Below are 16,441 nucleotides of genomic sequence, written 5' to 3' on the forward strand. Positions count from 1 at the left end.
AATGAACACAAATATTTTATTTAAGATAATTTAATACTGTTAATCCTACAGCTTCTGCAGAAACTCGCATTGAACTTTCACTGATATTAAATTTAGGATGATGGTGCGGATGAATATCACCGTTTTCTGGTGCAGCTCCAGCATAAATAAATGTGCCAGGAATTGCCTTAGCGTAGTAAGCAAAATCTTCTGAAGGCGGTTGTGGCTCACATCTTTCAACACTTGAAATTGCATCAGTATCCGCTTCTTGTATAGTATCTACAACAAATTTTGTGAATTCAGGATCATTGTACAAGGCTGGATAATCATCATGGTAGTCTAATTCACATGTGACACCAAACATTGCTTCCAATCCTTCGGACAAACGTGTCACTTCTTTTTTAATTGTATTTTTAGTATCATCGGTTAACGCGCGTACGTCACCTTCTATTTCAATACTATCTTTAATCACATTGAATTGTCCTTTACCATCAAATGAACCTATTGTAACAACACCCGTTTCAAACGGATTTAATCGTCTTGAAACAATCGTCTGTAATGCATTCACAAAGTATGCACCTGCTACAATACTATCATTTGCTGTATGTGGAGACGACCCATGACCACCTTGACCATTGACTTTAAGCTTAAAGAAATCACGTCCAGTTTGCACGTTACCTTCTCTGTAATAGATATTACCTGCAGGCATATGACTCATGACATGAACACCCAATACATGATCAACACCATCTAAAACACCGTCTTTAATCATTGCTTGTGCACCACCAGGAGGTACTTCTTCAGCTGGTTGATGTATGACAACAACTTTACCATTAAATTGATCTTTTATTTCAATAAGTGTTTCTGCAAGAATTAACATATATGCCGTATGTGCATCATGCCCACATGCATGCATGACACCATCATTTTTCGAAGCAAATGCTAGGCCTGTATCTTCTTGAATTGGTAAAGCATCAAAATCAGCACGAATTGCGATTGTCTTGCCTGGTTTACCACTATCAATAGTAACTTTCAAACCATTTGGACCCACATTCGTTTCAACTTTACAATCTTTACCTTCATAAAATGCTTCTATATATTTAGGTGTTTCTTTCTCACAAAAAGATAGTTCTGGGTGTTGATGTAAGTAACGACGTATTTCTATCATACGTGTTTCTTTTTCTTTCAATGTTTCAATCAATTGTTTCATTATAATCATTCCTCCAATGAAATATACGATACCTTAATGCCATTATATACTTTTCAAATGACAACGTTGTATTAATGAATTATGCTCTATTTTGCTTCTTAAACGATGGCACAGCTAGAAGAATAATGACGAATGAAAGCAATGCCATTAATACGTTTAACCATAAACCAGCCATCGCACCAAACTTCACATTTGTAGCTTCTGTAACAACGCCATATAAAGCTCCTGATAAAGCTATACCAAATGCGCCACCCAATGAGGAACCCATTTTATAAATACCTGAAGCTACACCAACTTTATCTTCAGGAGAATTAGATATCGCCATATCTGTAGAAGGTGTTGCATAAAAACCTAAACCTAATCCATAGAGTAAATAACCAATAATACATACAACGACATATAGCGCACTAGGTAAAAATGTAAATGATATTAAAATAATACCAACCATATTAAACGTTGTACCTAACAACATAGGTTTTTTAGCCCCTACTTTTTGTAAAACTTTTTCACCGACTCTAATCATCAACAATACAGTAACCAAATATGTAATCGATAAAAGTCCTGTTTGGAATGCGTTGAAACCTATACCTTTTTGAACGAATGTATTGGCTACAAGCAAAGCACCTGCAACACCATTTAGTAAGAAATTGGATAATGTCGCCCCTGTATAAGCTTTGTTTTTAAATAATTTAAAATCAATTAATGGATTATGTTTTTTATTTTCAACTATTACAAAAGCTATGGTTGTGATAATAAATACAATAACTAGTCCTATTATTATAGGTGAAAGCATGCCAAATGTACCACTTTGAGTGATTACGACGTTAATACTTAACATCATAATTACAAAAAGCATCAACCCAGTAAAATCAAATTTCAAGTTTGTTGTATTATCAGATTTGGTTTCCGGTGTGCCTTTTATTAATAACATTGCAACTAAGGCAATAATAATAGATAAAATAAAAATCCATCTCCAACCAATAAAAGTTGAAACCATACCACCGAATAGAGATGCTAATCCTGATCCACCCCATGAACCAATCGACCAATAACTCAGTGCACGCTGTCTATCTTTACCTTCAAAATAAGTCTTCATAATTGCTAAAGTTGAGGGCATAATCGCTGCTGCTGATAAACCTTGAATTACTCTTCCTATAATGAGCAATATCGGCAGGTTACTAATTATAATCAATAAAGAACCAATGATACTTAACCATAAACCAATATATGTTATTCTCACACGCCCTACTTTATCTGCTAAGCTTCCAGCACCAACAACAAACATTCCTGAGAATAGTGCTGTAATACTAACAGCAATACTTATTGTGCCAATATTACTATTAAATGATTGTTGTAACGTAGGAACTACGTTTAATAAAGATTGCGCAAATAACCAAAAAGTGACAACTCCTAATACAATACCTAATATTAATTTGTTGTCACCTTGATAACTCTTCGTATTTCCCTGTTGAGTCATTTGTTCATCCTCCTAAAATATTTTTAAAATGACAAATAGGGAAGATTAGCTTAGTTGGAAAATGTACTTATTATCGACATTTTCAATAAATGATACTTGCTATCCTCTCTATAAAATATAGTAGTAGGATATATTTTGTTAAAATATATAATAATTGTGGTTTTTAGTATCGATTATTTTCTAAATAACAATTGTAGTTTTAAATGACAAAAATGAACTATATTATTTTTGTCATTTTGTACCAAACTGCAAATGAATAAGCTGATTATTTTATCGCCAAACATACGACACAGCGATATATCAATTTTTATGTCACTCTACAACTACAATTAAAAGTATTTTTTAAATTCAATCATTTGTATTGCATTGGTTTGTAATTTCAAATGATAAGAAATCGTATCTACGACATCCACTTCGCTGACATCTAACTTAGGGTAAGAGATTCTGTTAACATAATTGATTGTCTCTGTATCCATGCCATGTTGTGTATTGTACTGCTGCCAAACTTGATAAAGTGCACCATTATTTCTATCTAATGTTAAATGCTTTATTTTATACGAGCCAGTGGTGGCATTTGATATATTGAGTTGGTACTTTTTATGACTTAAATAATCTGTTTGTTCATTTGTTGTATAATACGGATTATAATGTTCTGCATCCCACACTACGATTTGAAAATGGTCCCTCTGCCCTACAACCATGCAGTCTTCGTTTTTAAAAAGCACTTGGTTAAATAACTTTTTAAAAAACATACTTGTAAAAAATGCAGGCCTTTTCCCATCAAATTGATGATATAAATCAATACCATTTAATTCGGAGGTAATCTCATTTGAATTATATTGATGGTGTAATTCATGATTAAGCCAGTAGCCAATTGCTTGTATTTGAGGATTTATATCAATCAACTGTTCAAAAATGATACCTGCTCTAAAATATTCACCATTTGTAAGACTTGTATTACCTGTTAATGTGTTCCAATTAAGCAACACAACCGAAACATCTTTCCCCTTTATATTGAACACATCAGTAATCTTATTGTACTGTTCTATGATATGTCGTTTAGCTAAATCATACTGTTTACTTTCAATTGAATTGAAATTGATAATATCATTTTGATTTGCACTAAACGCTATACTATTAATACTTTCACTTGATTTATCCAAAATTTGTTTAGCAGTTGCCAATTCATTGACATCAGTGATGTCCGTATTAAGTATAATCTGAGTATGCTCAAAATATTCTTTAAATAACCTTATTATTTTTAATAGTACATTGGCTTTTTTACCCTTCAAGTAAATGACTAATTTAAATTGTTTTCTATTCGGCACTGTATTATAAATATGCTCTAATAAAAATCTTAATTCGTTTGTATATTGTACAAATTGTGATGTTAATGTTGGAGGATCGATTTCAATTCCTAAACCAATGTGATGTTCAAATAAAAAACTTAAGCATTCATCTACTTTCATATATGGATGTATAGTAGGAATAAGTTCATCACTTTCAATAACTTTATTTTCAATATAGCCTTTTAAAATAGGATCTTTGATAAGCACATGGCCCAAACCTAAAAATTGTTGTACTTCTATCAGTTGTTTTCTGTATCTTTGAAAAAGTAATGTATCAAGGCTACCTATTTGAATCACATGATCATAATCTGACAAATCGTGTGTTTGATTGTAATTCAGCGTAATATCAATGACTTTTTGATTATAAGGAGATTGAATCATAGTACCAAGCGTTTGTTGGATATAAGTATTTAAATAGTATAGATACATTTGGTAGTTTTCCGATTCAATTGTTGTTTTGGCAGTGTCCACAATATCTCCAACCTGATACCTTTTTCTATATTGCGAAGGCGTTAATTTGGTGTCTAATTTAAAATATTTCAGCAGCATATTAGAGTTACTAAAACCATTTTTCAAGGCAATGTGAGTAATAGCATCATTTGTTTGTACTAAGTCGTTTTTACAATGTTCAATTCTAATATGATTAACATAATGATTGAAACCAATTCCCATATGTTTTGTAAATAACTTTGACAAATATGTGTGACTTAAATGCACCTTCTCAGCCACCTCACTTAACGTGATTGGTTTGGTGAAATTTCTTTCAATATATTTACATACAAAATCTAAGCGGTGATCATTAACATCATGTTCATGATTTATATTTTCATAAGCTGGCAAATATCTTACAATCATAAACATTAAGTCAATTAACAGTTGTTCCATATATAATCTATAAAACTTCCCTTTTCGAATATAGACGATACCTATCTTAGCCACAACATTCAGAATTTGTTGGTATATAACTTTTTGCAATGTCTGTGGATTTAAAATATATATTTTGTCATTGTAATCACTAATATATTGCTTTAAATACGATTCTTTCAAATGAATGGCGGTATATAAGGTATCTTCCTCTTCTATAAGTCGATAGCGCTCTCTATGATTGATAATAAAAACATCGCCTGCTTGAAATTTATGAATACTAGTCCCACTGACGAATTTCAACTTATTTTTTAACACGAGAACGATACGTACACCATCATTAAAATTAAACACTGAATTATTGTTGTGATTAAATTCGATATTATAAATTTTTTCCATAGCACACCTCTTTATTAAAATATATTTTAATAAAATAAATGTGTATTTGCTATTTTGTTTTTTAATTTGTCGTTAATTAGACATAAAGGAGTGCGTCTCCAAATATACTATAATATTGGCAGTGATTTATGCCGACTCCTGCGGGAATAGCACTAGCCGAAGACTACAGGCTAAGGTAGTGCCCGCGGAAAGCGTGCATAAAAAAACTGCCAACAAAGTCGGAGACTTTGTCGACAGTCTGAGACTAATCCGTAGTTGTACGGATTAGTCTTTTGCTTTAAATATGTGTGTTACATACTAAAACTTTTATTTTTTATTAATTGTTTTTTCAATTAATTCATTCAAATGACGAATATTTTCACTTTGTTGCGCTAGTAGCTTAACAATTTCATCATCTTCACTACCAAACGAATTTTCGTTTTTGTTATCAACACGAGTTGAAATGGCCGGTGATTTATCACTTTCATTTTGCGACTGTGTTAAATCTTTTTTATATGATTTTAAAGCTTCATATAAAAATGCGCGTTGCGTTGTTTGTTGTGCAATTTCGTTATATAGCATTTTCGTTTTTTGATCCACAGATATTGTATTATTTTCTTCATTATATGCGTTTTGTTGTTTGCGGATGCTAAATGTACGATCATAGCTATCATTACCTGCAGACTGATTGATATGTGCATAATTAGATGCCGGCATCTCGCCCTGTAGAGCATGCCCTTCAATATCTACATGTGGTAATATTCGATTTAACCATGCTGGCATATACCAAGATGCTTTGCCAAATAATTGTGTTAATGCAGGAATCAATAATAAACGTACGATAAATGCATCAAACAATATACCAAAGGCAAGTGATAATCCCATAGATTTAATCATCACATCATCTTGGAAGACGAATGCAATAAACACACTAAACATAATAAGTGCTGCAGCAACAACGACTGGACCACTTTCTTTAATACCTACTTTTATCGCGTGTTCATTATTACCTGTTTTACTATACTCTTCATGAATACGGGACATAAGGAATACTTCGTAATCCATCGCCAGACCAAAGAGCAAGCCAATTGTAATAACCGGTAAGAATGCTAGTAATGGTCCCGTTGTATCTACGCCAAATAGTTCAGACATAAATCCTTCTTGCATTACTAAAGTAGTAAAGCCTAATGTTGCCACTAAAGAAAGTACGAAACCTAGAACTGCTTTTAGTGGAATAATGATAGAACGGAAGACAACCATTAATAGTACGAACGCTAATGCTACGATAACACCAGCAAATAATGGAATAGCTTCATTTAGTTTTTGCGACATATCTATATTAATTACACTTTGTCCAGATACTTCGGTTTTGAAATTATATTTGTCTCTAGCATCATCATTATAATCTCTTAAATCATGAACTAAATCATTAGTAGATTTAGCATTTGGACCTTTATCAGGAATTACCGCTACTAATGCATAATCTTTACTTTTGCTCAATTGTGGCGGTGCAACCATCTTCACATTATCCATATCATTAATATCTTTACTCAAACTTTGTAAATCTTTTTGCAACGCTTCAGGATTATCATTTTGATCTTTCACATTTACAAGCATTGCAATTTGACCATTATATCCTTCTCCAAATTTATCAGATACAATATCATAGGCCTTTTTCTGAGTCGTATCCGCTGGTTTCATACCATCATCTGGTATACCTAGACGCATATCATTAATCGGTATAGCAGCTACGACTAAAATAATAAGTCCAATCAGTACTGCTGCAAGTGGTTTACCAACTACGAATTTAGACCATTTCGTATCTACATCTCCTGCAAACTCTGTTTTTGTTTGTTTAGGATGAATTTGTTTATGGAAAATACTGATCAATGCTGGTAATAAAGTTAATGCACTAATCACTGCGACAAATACACTAATTGCAGAAGCAAAGCCCATCACGGCTAAGAAATCTATACCAACAAGTGACAAGCCACAAACGGCAATAATAACTGTAACACCAGCAAAGATAACTGCACTGCCTGCAGTACCTACTGCTAAACCTATTGCCTTAATGTGATTGGGCTCACTTTTAACAATTTGCCGATATCTAAATAAAATAAATAGTGCATAATCAATACCTACCGCTAAACCAATCATGACTGCTAATGTTAAAGTCACATTTGGAATATCAAATGCATAGGTTAATAATGATATGATACCTACGCCAGTACCTAAACCAAGTAAAGCACTAATAATCGGCATACCTGCTGCGATAAACGAACCAAACGTAATTAGAAGTACAACAAATGCTACAATAATTCCGATTAATTCAGAAGAACCACCAACTTCAGTAGATTCCATACCTGTACCCATTAGTTCCACTTGTACGTTATGATCATCTTCTAATTTTTCAACTTGATCTTTCACTTTATCTTTTGAATTTTCTTTTAATGACGTTGCAGACACATCATAATTAATATCAGCGATTGCTGTAGATTTGTCCTCACTGATTTGTTTATTGTCATAAGGATCTGAGATATTTTTAATATCTTCATCATCATCCTTAATATCTTTCAATGTATCTTTGATATCTTTAGTCATATCTTGCTTCACTATGCCATTATCTGAATCACTTTTAAAGACTACTCTAATTTGAGCTTTCTCACTATCTTGTCCAAATTCGTCTTCTATTTTGTCATTCGTATCTAATGACTGTAAGCCATTCATTGTTATATCATTATCAAATTTAGGCGAACTTATTGTAAGCGGTATAATAATTGCTGCAAGAATAATCACCCAAGCAACTACACTCCACCATTTGTGCTTTGCAACAAATGAACCTAATTTGTATAAAAATTTTGCCAAACTATTGCCTCCTCAATTAAACAACGTTATAGTTTATACATATACTGTAGATTATTTCTATTGACATCTTATAATGATTTACCCTATTTAAAAAAGAACTAAATATGCAATTCCGTATACTTAAACTACAGATTAGGAGAATTGTAGAATGAATGAAAAAGATTTGCGTGTAATCAAAACAAAGCGGGCACTATCTCAAAGCTTATATGCATTATTAGAAAAATATGCATTTTCAACTATTTCAGTAAATCAAATTTGCAATGAAGCGTTGGTTCATCGCACAACTTTTTATAAGCATTTTTATGATAAATATGATTTACTTATTTATTTAATGACCTACTTAACCAAAGATTACTTTTCAACAGATATTAAAGAACGTATCAACAACCCTTTTACTAGCTTGGATCAATCCGTCACACACATTGACGATTTTAGTAAAATAAAGCATAAACAAGAAGATGATAAAGAATTTGAACGTACGGTTCAGAATCATTTTATTCGTATACTACAAAATGATATTAAAGCAAACGAACATCGGATAACGGTTGACCAAAGCGTTCCAATAGATTTAGTATTTTATGTTTACGGTGCTACTTTATATGGTTTTATGGAATGGATGCGTGAACATAGTAACAATATGTCACCTCAAGCCATTGATGCACTTTTTCATAAAATGATTAATATTCAAGTTAATGATGAATAAAAAATTAGCACATCAATAATTTTGACGAATTGCATCAACGTTAATTTAATTTTTAGTAAGTATTTAATACAATAGTATGAAAAGTGAGTATTACAAAGTAATTCTAAGCAAACTAAACTTGCTTACCGTGCAGTTCCTTAAATATGGTAAGTAGGCAATATGATATATAAAAAGCCCGTAAATGAATTTCAGAAAATTCATTTACGGGCTTTTTGATACTAGGATGATTTCCTAGTCATTTTTTATAATTAAAACATTTCTGAAACAACTTTTTGTTCTAAGAAGTGCAATAGATAGTCTGGGCTACCTGTTTTTGCATCTGTACCAGACATTTTAAAGCCACCGAAAGGATGGTAGCCAACGACTGCTGCAGTACAACCACGATTTAGATATAAGTTACCAACGTCATATTCTTTAACAGCTTCAATCCAGTTTTCACGGTTATTCGTAATAACTGCGCCTGTTAATCCATAATCTGTGTCATTAGCAATTTCTAATAACTCATTAAAATCTTTTCCTTTTACAAAACCAACAACAGGTCCAAATATTTCTTCTTGCATGATTTGATCGCTTGATTTAAGACCAGAGAAAATTGTAGGTTCAACAAAGTAACCTGTAGCACCATCAGTACCACCACCTTGTTCTAACTTACCTTCTTTTTTACCAATTTCGATATAATTTTTAATTTTATCAAATTGTTTTTGATTTATAACTGGTCCCATGTATGTGTTGTTTTCTGTATTTCCTAAAGTTAAATCTTGTGTAAGTTTAACAGCTTTTTCTAAAACTTCATCATATACATCTTTATGGACGATTGCGCGTGAACAAGCAGAACATTTTTGACCTGAGAAGCCAAACGCTGATGAAACAATCGATTCAGCTGCCAAGTCTGTATCTATATCTTTATCAACTACAATCGCATCTTTACCGCCCATCTCAGCGATAACACGTTTTAAAAATTGTTGTCCTTCTTGAACTTTTGCAGCTCTTTCAAAGATGCGTGTACCTGTCGCACGTGAACCTGTAAACGTCACAAAGTGCGTGTGCACACTATCAACAAGATAGTCGCCAATTTCTTTTGGATCACCAGGAACAAAGTTCACAACACCTTTTGGTAAACCTGCTTCTTCTAATACTTCCATTAATTTATACGCTGTTAACGGCGTATCTTCTGCAGGTTTTAAAAGAACTGTATTACCAGCAACAACTGGTGCTAAAGTAGTACCCGCCATAATTGCAAATGGGAAGTTCCATGGTGGGATTGTTACCCCAGTACCAATTGGTTTATAAAAATATTGATTGTGTTCTCCTTCTCTATCTAATACTGGTTTACCATCTGCGAGTTCCATCATTGATCTAGCATAATATTCGATGAAATCAATACCTTCAGCTGCGTCACCAACTGCTTCGTCCCATGGTTTACCAGCTTCATACACCATCACTGCCGATATTTCTTCTTTGCGTCGTCTAATAATTGCTGCAACTCTAATTAAAAATTCGGCACGATCTCTGTGTGTCCATCGTTTCCAAGATTTATAAGCTTCATTAGCCGCATCAAAAGCTTTATCTACTTCTTTTGTTGTAGCTTTTGATACTTCAGCAATAACTTCAGAAGTGTTTGCAGGATTGATAGATTGAAATGTATCCTTAGTAAAAATTTTCTCCCCATTAATCACTAACGGAAGTTTTTGATTTAATTCACCTTTAACTTTCTTTAATGCTTCTTTGAATGATTCGACATTGCTATTATCAGTAAAGTCAATGCCTGGTTCATTTGTATAGTTGACAACCATTTTTTCTACCCCCATGTAAGTTTGTAAATAGAAAACTAAAATGGAAAACTTCCATTCTTATTTTTATTGTATAGGTATCACACAACAAATGCAATCGCTTACAAAAACTTTTGTGAAAATAAATCGCATTTTATATCTATCTTTTTAACGATTTTACTTCTCTTTTTTCAATATTGCTCAAATTACTTTAAAAGAACACTTTCTTTAACTTCTTTATACATATAATTATGAACTTAAAGAAAGTGTATGATTCATATGATGACGATTTAAAATTGTTTCTAAGTTCATCTAATTCATTGTTAAATGACCATTTTTATCATGACAACGAACAATATTTAATTTTTATGTACTTTTTTTCTTTTATTATGTTTATGTGGTTTTTTAACTAACAGTATAATACCTGCAATTAACCATAACAAAGCCGTAATAATATTTAATGTAAACACACTGACAATAGCAAGTAATATAAATATCACACCTGCTGTTTTTGGTATTTTATTCATTAATAATACAAAAATTAATGCTAAGATTGTCGTTACAATAACTAAACCTAAAGCAACAATAAATAATTGGCTTATATGATCTAACAATTGTGAAGTTTCTGTTTGAGTTAAATTATTGCTAATAGCTTCTTGATTTTCAAAAGAGTCCATTAATGAACGCTTAAAACTTAGATCATTTAAAAATGGTGCAGCAATAGCCATTAAAAAAATTAGTACAAATTGTATGAAAATTCCTAGCCAAACTAGTACTTTTTCTAATGTACGTTTCATATGCAACCTCCTTAGCAATTTATAAATTTTCATATTTTCTATACCCATAAAAATATGAATCATGCAACTTAATCAATATAATAATTTTTATCAGAATTTTCAATGAATAGTGTCATTGCAATAGGGTAATTTCTTAATATAAATTAAAACAAAGGGATGATTTAATACTATTATGAATGACAAGAATGCACACGCCAGAAAGAAAAAACATAGAAATCTTGTTTATATGATATCTGTTGCAATTATTGTACTTATCACATTAATAGCAGGTATTTTCCCTAAAAATTTTGGGAGTCATGCACAACAAGTCTACGATTATATAGCAAATAGTTTTGGGTGGCTATTTTTAGTAATTATTTTTATTTTAGATATATTTTTAATTGCTTTAGCCATTTCACGTTACGGTCGTTTTAAATTGGGTGACGATAATGAAGAGCCTGAATTTTCTATGATGTCTTGGATTGGAATGCTCTTTTCTGCAGGTTTGGGTGTCGGCATTGTATTTTGGGGTGTAGCAGAACCATTAACCCATTATTTACATTCGCCATTTCCTGGTAAAACGCCTGACGCCTCTGCAGAATCCGCTCGTGTTGCTATGGGCTATACTTTTTTCCATTGGGGTATTTCTCAATGGTCTATCTTCGCAATTGCCGGTTTAACAGTGGCGTACTTCCAATTTAGAAAAAAACGTGATGGTCTTATTTCAACCGCAATGGAACCTGTATTTGGTGAATCTTATAAACGACCATATAGAAATATAATAGATGTATTAGCAATCATAGCTACAGTAATGGGGATAGCCACATCTATTGGCTTAGGTATTATGCAAATTAGTGGAGGTCTTCAACATGTCTTTAATGTCCCTAACAATAATGTCACTAAAATATCAATCACTATTTTAATGGTAGGTATCTTTTTAACGTCAGCAATTACTGGCTTAAATAGAGGGGTAAAATGGTTAAGTAATATCAATATTGGCTTAGGTGCAATATTACTTATCTTCATGTTTATTTTTGGTGATTTTAAATTTATTTTAGAATCTTATACATTAGCAATAGGTGATTATTTACGTCATTTTATTGAATATAGTTTACGTATCAGCCCTTATACTGGCGATAATAGCTGGATACAACAATGGACTGTTTTCTATTGGGCATGGGTTATTTCATGGTCGCCATTTATAGGAGGTTTCGTAGCTCGGGTATCTCGTGGAAGAACGATTAGAGAATTCGTCGTTGGTGTATTAATTATCCCACCTTTAATTTCGTTTACTTGGATAGCTGGATTTGGTGGTACAGCAGTGAAAATAGCATTAAATGGTAACGACAACATTGCAAACATTGTCGACAAGGATTATACTGTTGCACTTTTTGAATTATTATCCAAGTTTCCTATCGCTGACATCACAAGTGCATTAGCAATTGCACTCATCTTTATATTTATCATCACGAGCGCTGATTCTACCACACATATTGTTGCAGGTATGGCAACTGGTGGGATCGCCAACCCTAAAATCAAACATAAAATTATTTGGGGGATATTAATTGGTGCTATATCTGTTTCTATGACAATTGCAGGCGGTTTGACAAGTTTACAAACTGCATCTGTTGTTACAGGTCTACCATTCTCAATTATTTTATTACTCATGATTTTTTCTTTAATGCGCGCATTAAGAAGAGAACCAACTGAACACTTTAAAATGACTTACATCAATGATGATAAAGATTATTCTATACCGTTAGAAGAACGTGAAACAAATGATTTAGAAACTGATGCTGATGCTTCAGTAGAAGAAAATGAATCAAATCACAATGCTGCGAAAAATAAAAACCATGATGCAGATACCAAAGACAAAGATGATTAATTGACCATGTTGTTCGAAATTATCAAACTAGCTCAATCATTAATGTTTATACGTGTTTAAAAAATCTCAACTGGATAGCGGCGTAGTATTGAAATTAACGATATTTCGATTTCAATACTACGTCTGTTTTTATTTTTTCTAAATATTCCGAACAATTTGTACTACTTATATGTTGATTTTTGCTAAAATATATCTAAGAAGCTAATTTAAGGGGATGAACACATAATGAATTTACAAAACCAACACCCGAGTACTTTAAGAAAAATGATAAGTAAAGGTGAACTCACTGGTCATACAAGTGGAATGGCTAAAGGTTATGTCCAAGCCAATGTAGTCATATTACCCTCTGCCTATGCATATGATTTTTTAAAATTCTGTTTTAGAAATCCTAAGACATGTCCGCTTTTAGATGTATCAGAAATAGGATCAACTTCTTTTCCTACTTATGGTAAAGATGCTAACATCACAAATGAAGTAGCACAATATAAAGTATACCGTTATGGAGAATTAGTGGAGTCTCCTACTGACATAGCTCATTTATTTAATGATGACATGGTGAGTTTTTTGATTGGCTGCAGTTTTACTTTTGAGCATGCTTTGTTGGATGCTGGTTTATCAATTCGTCACATTGAAGAAGAGCACAATGTTCCAATGTATATAACAAATATTCCAGCCGCATCAAGTGGTCATTTCTCAGGAAATATCACTGTAAGTATGAGGCCGATGACCATGCAACAAGCTATAAAAGCAACAGAAATTACAACCCATTTTAAAAATGTTCACGGTACGCCAATTCATATAGGTAATCCATCAGAAATTGGCATCGAAAACATAACAAACCCTGATTTTGGCGAGCCTGTCACGATTAAAGAAAATGAAGTCCCTGTATTTTGGGGCTGTGGAGTTACTCCACAATCTGTTGCGTTAGATGCTAAGCCAGAATTGATGATTACACATGCACCTGGACATATGTTTATCACTGATGTCCCAGATAGTCAGCTAAGTAATTAATATAAACTTGAACTTGTTTAAACACATATTTTTAATGTTATAAAAATAAAAACACAGCAAAATGGCATCCATTTAATATTGATGGATGCCATTTTGCTACTTTTTCATTTATATAATTGACTTTATGTTAAGTGTAAAATACATACGATGGTTTTAAATTGATCTTTCATATCGTTTATCTATTACTCAGTATTATCGTGCTTCTATCTCTTCTTTCGAAACGACTGGATAATTTTTAAACCAAACAGAACAAACATAACCTACGATTAAACCTATAATACCTACAATAGCACCATATATAATGATTTTTATCGGGTTATTGAAACCGAACATAACAAGGAAACCTGCGAGCGGTGTAGCTGTACCTGTAGCATCATTAATCATACCAGATGTTGCTATAACCGCACCTGCTAAAGCTCCCCCAATAAAGTTGGCAGTATAAACGGGCACTGGATTTGCAGATACAACATCTGCTTGTGATAATGGTTCAATACAAACCGCAATTCTAGATTTGCGATCTCCAAGTTTTAGTTTATTAAACATCGTACCATTAATGAAAGATGACGCAAATGAAACCATTGCCGCAATTGCCATTGGCATTCCGGTTAAACCTAATAATGCAGTCAACGCCATGGAACTTAATGGTGCTGTCCCAACTACTGTAATGACGCCACCAAGTATAAGCCCCATAATAATCGGGTTAATTTCTGTGGAACTTTGGATAATGTCTCCAATTTTCAATAATGAATTATTTACTAATGGCGTGATTACAGTAGCTACTAACCTTGCTAGTGGCGCTATAATCAAAATGCCTACTATTAAATCTATGCCGTCTGGCACTTTATGTTCTGCAAACTTCATTAAATAACCAATTGCATAACCAGCAACAAACCCTGGTATTAAATCTAAACCACCACAAGCTGCTGCAATAACCAAAGCATAAACAGGTGAAACACCTATTGCTAAAGCAACTAAACCAGCAGCTGCCACGCCGCCTAGTCCACCAGCAGCATCACCAAGATCTCCTAAAAATTTAATGCCAAATAGATCTCCGCCAACATATTTATGAAAAGCTTCTACTAAAAATGTTGCTATCGCTGCATTGGCTAATGCTCCCATCGCACGCATGCCATTAGGAGCACGATATGTAAATAATGTAAATAACACTAAGACAACGATTAAAAACAAGGTTCCTATTAAAATGTCCATGAATAATTCTCCTCTTTCTTTGAACTACTCACTCTTTAAACTTGTGAAATAAATAGTTCAATCCTTTCTATATATGGATGCTAAAGCTACTTGCAACAAATAAATATTAAATTATTTGTAATTAACAAAATATAAACTTTTCAATTTCCATATTTATACATTCTAACACAAATTTTTATTATATTCCGAACAATTTTATTATTTTCTATTTAAGCTCCGCTGAACATTTTTTAAAACAAATTTAATTTGTTTTAAAATTTCACACAATAGTATTTTATTTATCTTGTAGCAAATAAAAAGGAGCAGTAACATCATCCGTTGCAAACGTTGATTCATGTTACTAACTCCTATTAAAAAAGTTCAATATATAATTTAAGCTCATAAAGTCGCTTAGTTGTTATCAATCGTTTTTATTGGTTTTGCCGGTGAACCTATTGCAACTACATTCTCTGGAATATCTTTAGATACAATACTTCCAGCGCCAATAACTGTGCCATTACCAATTGTAACTCCAGGTAAAACTATAACATTTGCGCCAATCCAAACATTATCTCCTATATGTATTGGTAGCGCTTGTTCCAATCCTTGGTTTCTAACTTGATAGTCTAAGGGATGTATCGCAGTGTAAAAACCACATTTCGGTCCAATAAATACATGATTGCCCACGAAGATTTTACCACCATCCATGAAATAACAGTCATGATTAATAAACACCTGCTCACCTAAAAAAAGGTTATAACCATAATCAACATAAAATGGACTTAATAATTCTAAGTGATGTGGTTCAGCATGTAACAATGCTTTCAAAATTGTTTGGCGTCTCTCTTTATTACTGGGTTTAGTTTGGTTTAATTCAAAGCATAAATCTTTTGCTATATTTCTTTCTTTGTCCAAATTTGCATCATAGTTTGCATCATACCATTGTCCAGCTAACATTTTTTCTTTTTCACTCAAATTTCATCCCTC

11 protein-coding genes are annotated in these 16,441 nt (G+C 32.7%); 3 read left to right on the plus strand and 8 right to left on the minus strand.

Going from position 1 to position 16,441, the window contains the following annotated elements; genetic code table 11:
* Nucleotides 1-16: 16 nt before the first annotated feature.
* The 4 genes from KA926_RS05900 to KA926_RS05915 form a co-directional block, all read right to left on the minus strand.
* Entirely contained in the window at nt 17-1,192 is a 1,176-nt protein-coding gene (locus KA926_RS05900) for a M20 family metallopeptidase (protein ID WP_107384012.1), read from the minus strand.
* Nucleotides 1,193-1,268: 76 nt separating this feature from the next.
* The gene (locus KA926_RS05905; RefSeq protein ID WP_210143741.1) at nt 1,269-2,666 is read right to left on the minus strand and encodes an MFS transporter; all 1,398 of its coding nucleotides are present in this window, start codon (nt 2,664-2,666) and stop codon (nt 1,269-1,271) included.
* A 329-nt stretch (nt 2,667-2,995) separates the two neighbouring features.
* Nucleotides 2,996-5,278: a transcriptional regulator AryK gene (gene aryK, locus KA926_RS05910; RefSeq protein ID WP_210143742.1), complete on the minus strand. Its 2,283-nt coding sequence runs from the start codon at nt 5,276-5,278 to the stop codon at nt 2,996-2,998.
* Nucleotides 5,279-5,584: 306 nt separating this feature from the next.
* Nucleotides 5,585-8,122 (minus strand): MMPL family transporter, encoded by a 2,538-nt coding sequence (locus KA926_RS05915; protein ID WP_107524400.1) that lies wholly within the window; start codon nt 8,120-8,122, stop codon nt 5,585-5,587.
* Between the two features lie 148 nt (nt 8,123-8,270).
* On the opposite strand from KA926_RS05915, the gene KA926_RS05920 reads away from it, so the two are divergent.
* Nucleotides 8,271-8,825, plus strand: a complete 555-nt coding sequence (locus KA926_RS05920) for a TetR/AcrR family transcriptional regulator (protein WP_107384328.1) — start codon at nt 8,271-8,273, stop codon at nt 8,823-8,825.
* 248 nt (nt 8,826-9,073) lie between these two features.
* Here the strand turns inward: KA926_RS05920 and pruA are convergent, their stop codons facing one another.
* The gene (pruA, locus tag KA926_RS05925) at nt 9,074-10,618 is read right to left on the minus strand and encodes an L-glutamate gamma-semialdehyde dehydrogenase (protein WP_019470000.1); all 1,545 of its coding nucleotides are present in this window, start codon (nt 10,616-10,618) and stop codon (nt 9,074-9,076) included.
* A gap of 335 nt (nt 10,619-10,953) precedes the next feature.
* Nucleotides 10,954-11,391, minus strand: a complete 438-nt coding sequence (locus KA926_RS05930) for a DUF4064 domain-containing protein (RefSeq protein WP_181187342.1) — start codon at nt 11,389-11,391, stop codon at nt 10,954-10,956.
* A gap of 172 nt (nt 11,392-11,563) precedes the next feature.
* Between KA926_RS05930 and KA926_RS05935 the strand changes: the two genes are divergently transcribed.
* Entirely contained in the window at nt 11,564-13,255 is a 1,692-nt protein-coding gene (locus tag KA926_RS05935) for a BCCT family transporter (protein WP_107384330.1), read from the plus strand.
* 225 nt (nt 13,256-13,480) lie between these two features.
* A complete protein-coding gene (locus tag KA926_RS05940) occupies nt 13,481-14,266 on the plus strand; it encodes a putative hydro-lyase (RefSeq protein ID WP_210143743.1) in 786 nt (261 codons plus the stop codon).
* Between the two features lie 192 nt (nt 14,267-14,458).
* Here KA926_RS05940 and KA926_RS05945 read toward each other — a convergent pair whose 3' ends face one another.
* Nucleotides 14,459-15,475, minus strand: coding sequence for a PTS sugar transporter subunit IIC (locus KA926_RS05945; RefSeq protein ID WP_019469996.1), 1,017 nt, complete (start codon nt 15,473-15,475; stop codon nt 14,459-14,461).
* A 390-nt stretch (nt 15,476-15,865) separates the two neighbouring features.
* The gene (locus KA926_RS05950; protein WP_107384332.1) at nt 15,866-16,429 is read right to left on the minus strand and encodes a sugar O-acetyltransferase; all 564 of its coding nucleotides are present in this window, start codon (nt 16,427-16,429) and stop codon (nt 15,866-15,868) included.
* Nucleotides 16,430-16,441: the final 12 nt, after the last annotated feature.

Source organism: Staphylococcus sp. GDY8P94P (assembly GCF_017892255.1).
Classification (GTDB): domain Bacteria; phylum Bacillota; class Bacilli; order Staphylococcales; family Staphylococcaceae; genus Staphylococcus; species Staphylococcus cohnii.

Excerpts from the sequence above, each read along its gene's own strand:
- KA926_RS05935 (WP_107384330.1), top strand. The coding sequence starts at position 11,564 with ATGAATGACAAGAATGCACACGCCAGAAAGAAAAAACATAGAAATCTT.
- KA926_RS05905 (WP_210143741.1), bottom strand. The coding sequence starts at position 2,666 with ATGACTCAACAGGGAAATACGAAGAGTTATCAAGGTGACAACAAATTA.
- KA926_RS05930 (WP_181187342.1), bottom strand. The coding sequence starts at position 11,391 with ATGAAACGTACATTAGAAAAAGTACTAGTTTGGCTAGGAATTTTCATA.
- KA926_RS05940 (WP_210143743.1), top strand. The coding sequence starts at position 13,481 with ATGAATTTACAAAACCAACACCCGAGTACTTTAAGAAAAATGATAAGT.
- KA926_RS05920 (WP_107384328.1), top strand. The coding sequence starts at position 8,271 with ATGAATGAAAAAGATTTGCGTGTAATCAAAACAAAGCGGGCACTATCT.
- pruA (WP_019470000.1), bottom strand. The coding sequence starts at position 10,618 with ATGGTTGTCAACTATACAAATGAACCAGGCATTGACTTTACTGATAAT.
- KA926_RS05945 (WP_019469996.1), bottom strand. The coding sequence starts at position 15,475 with ATGGACATTTTAATAGGAACCTTGTTTTTAATCGTTGTCTTAGTGTTA.
- aryK (WP_210143742.1), bottom strand. The coding sequence starts at position 5,278 with ATGGAAAAAATTTATAATATCGAATTTAATCACAACAATAATTCAGTG.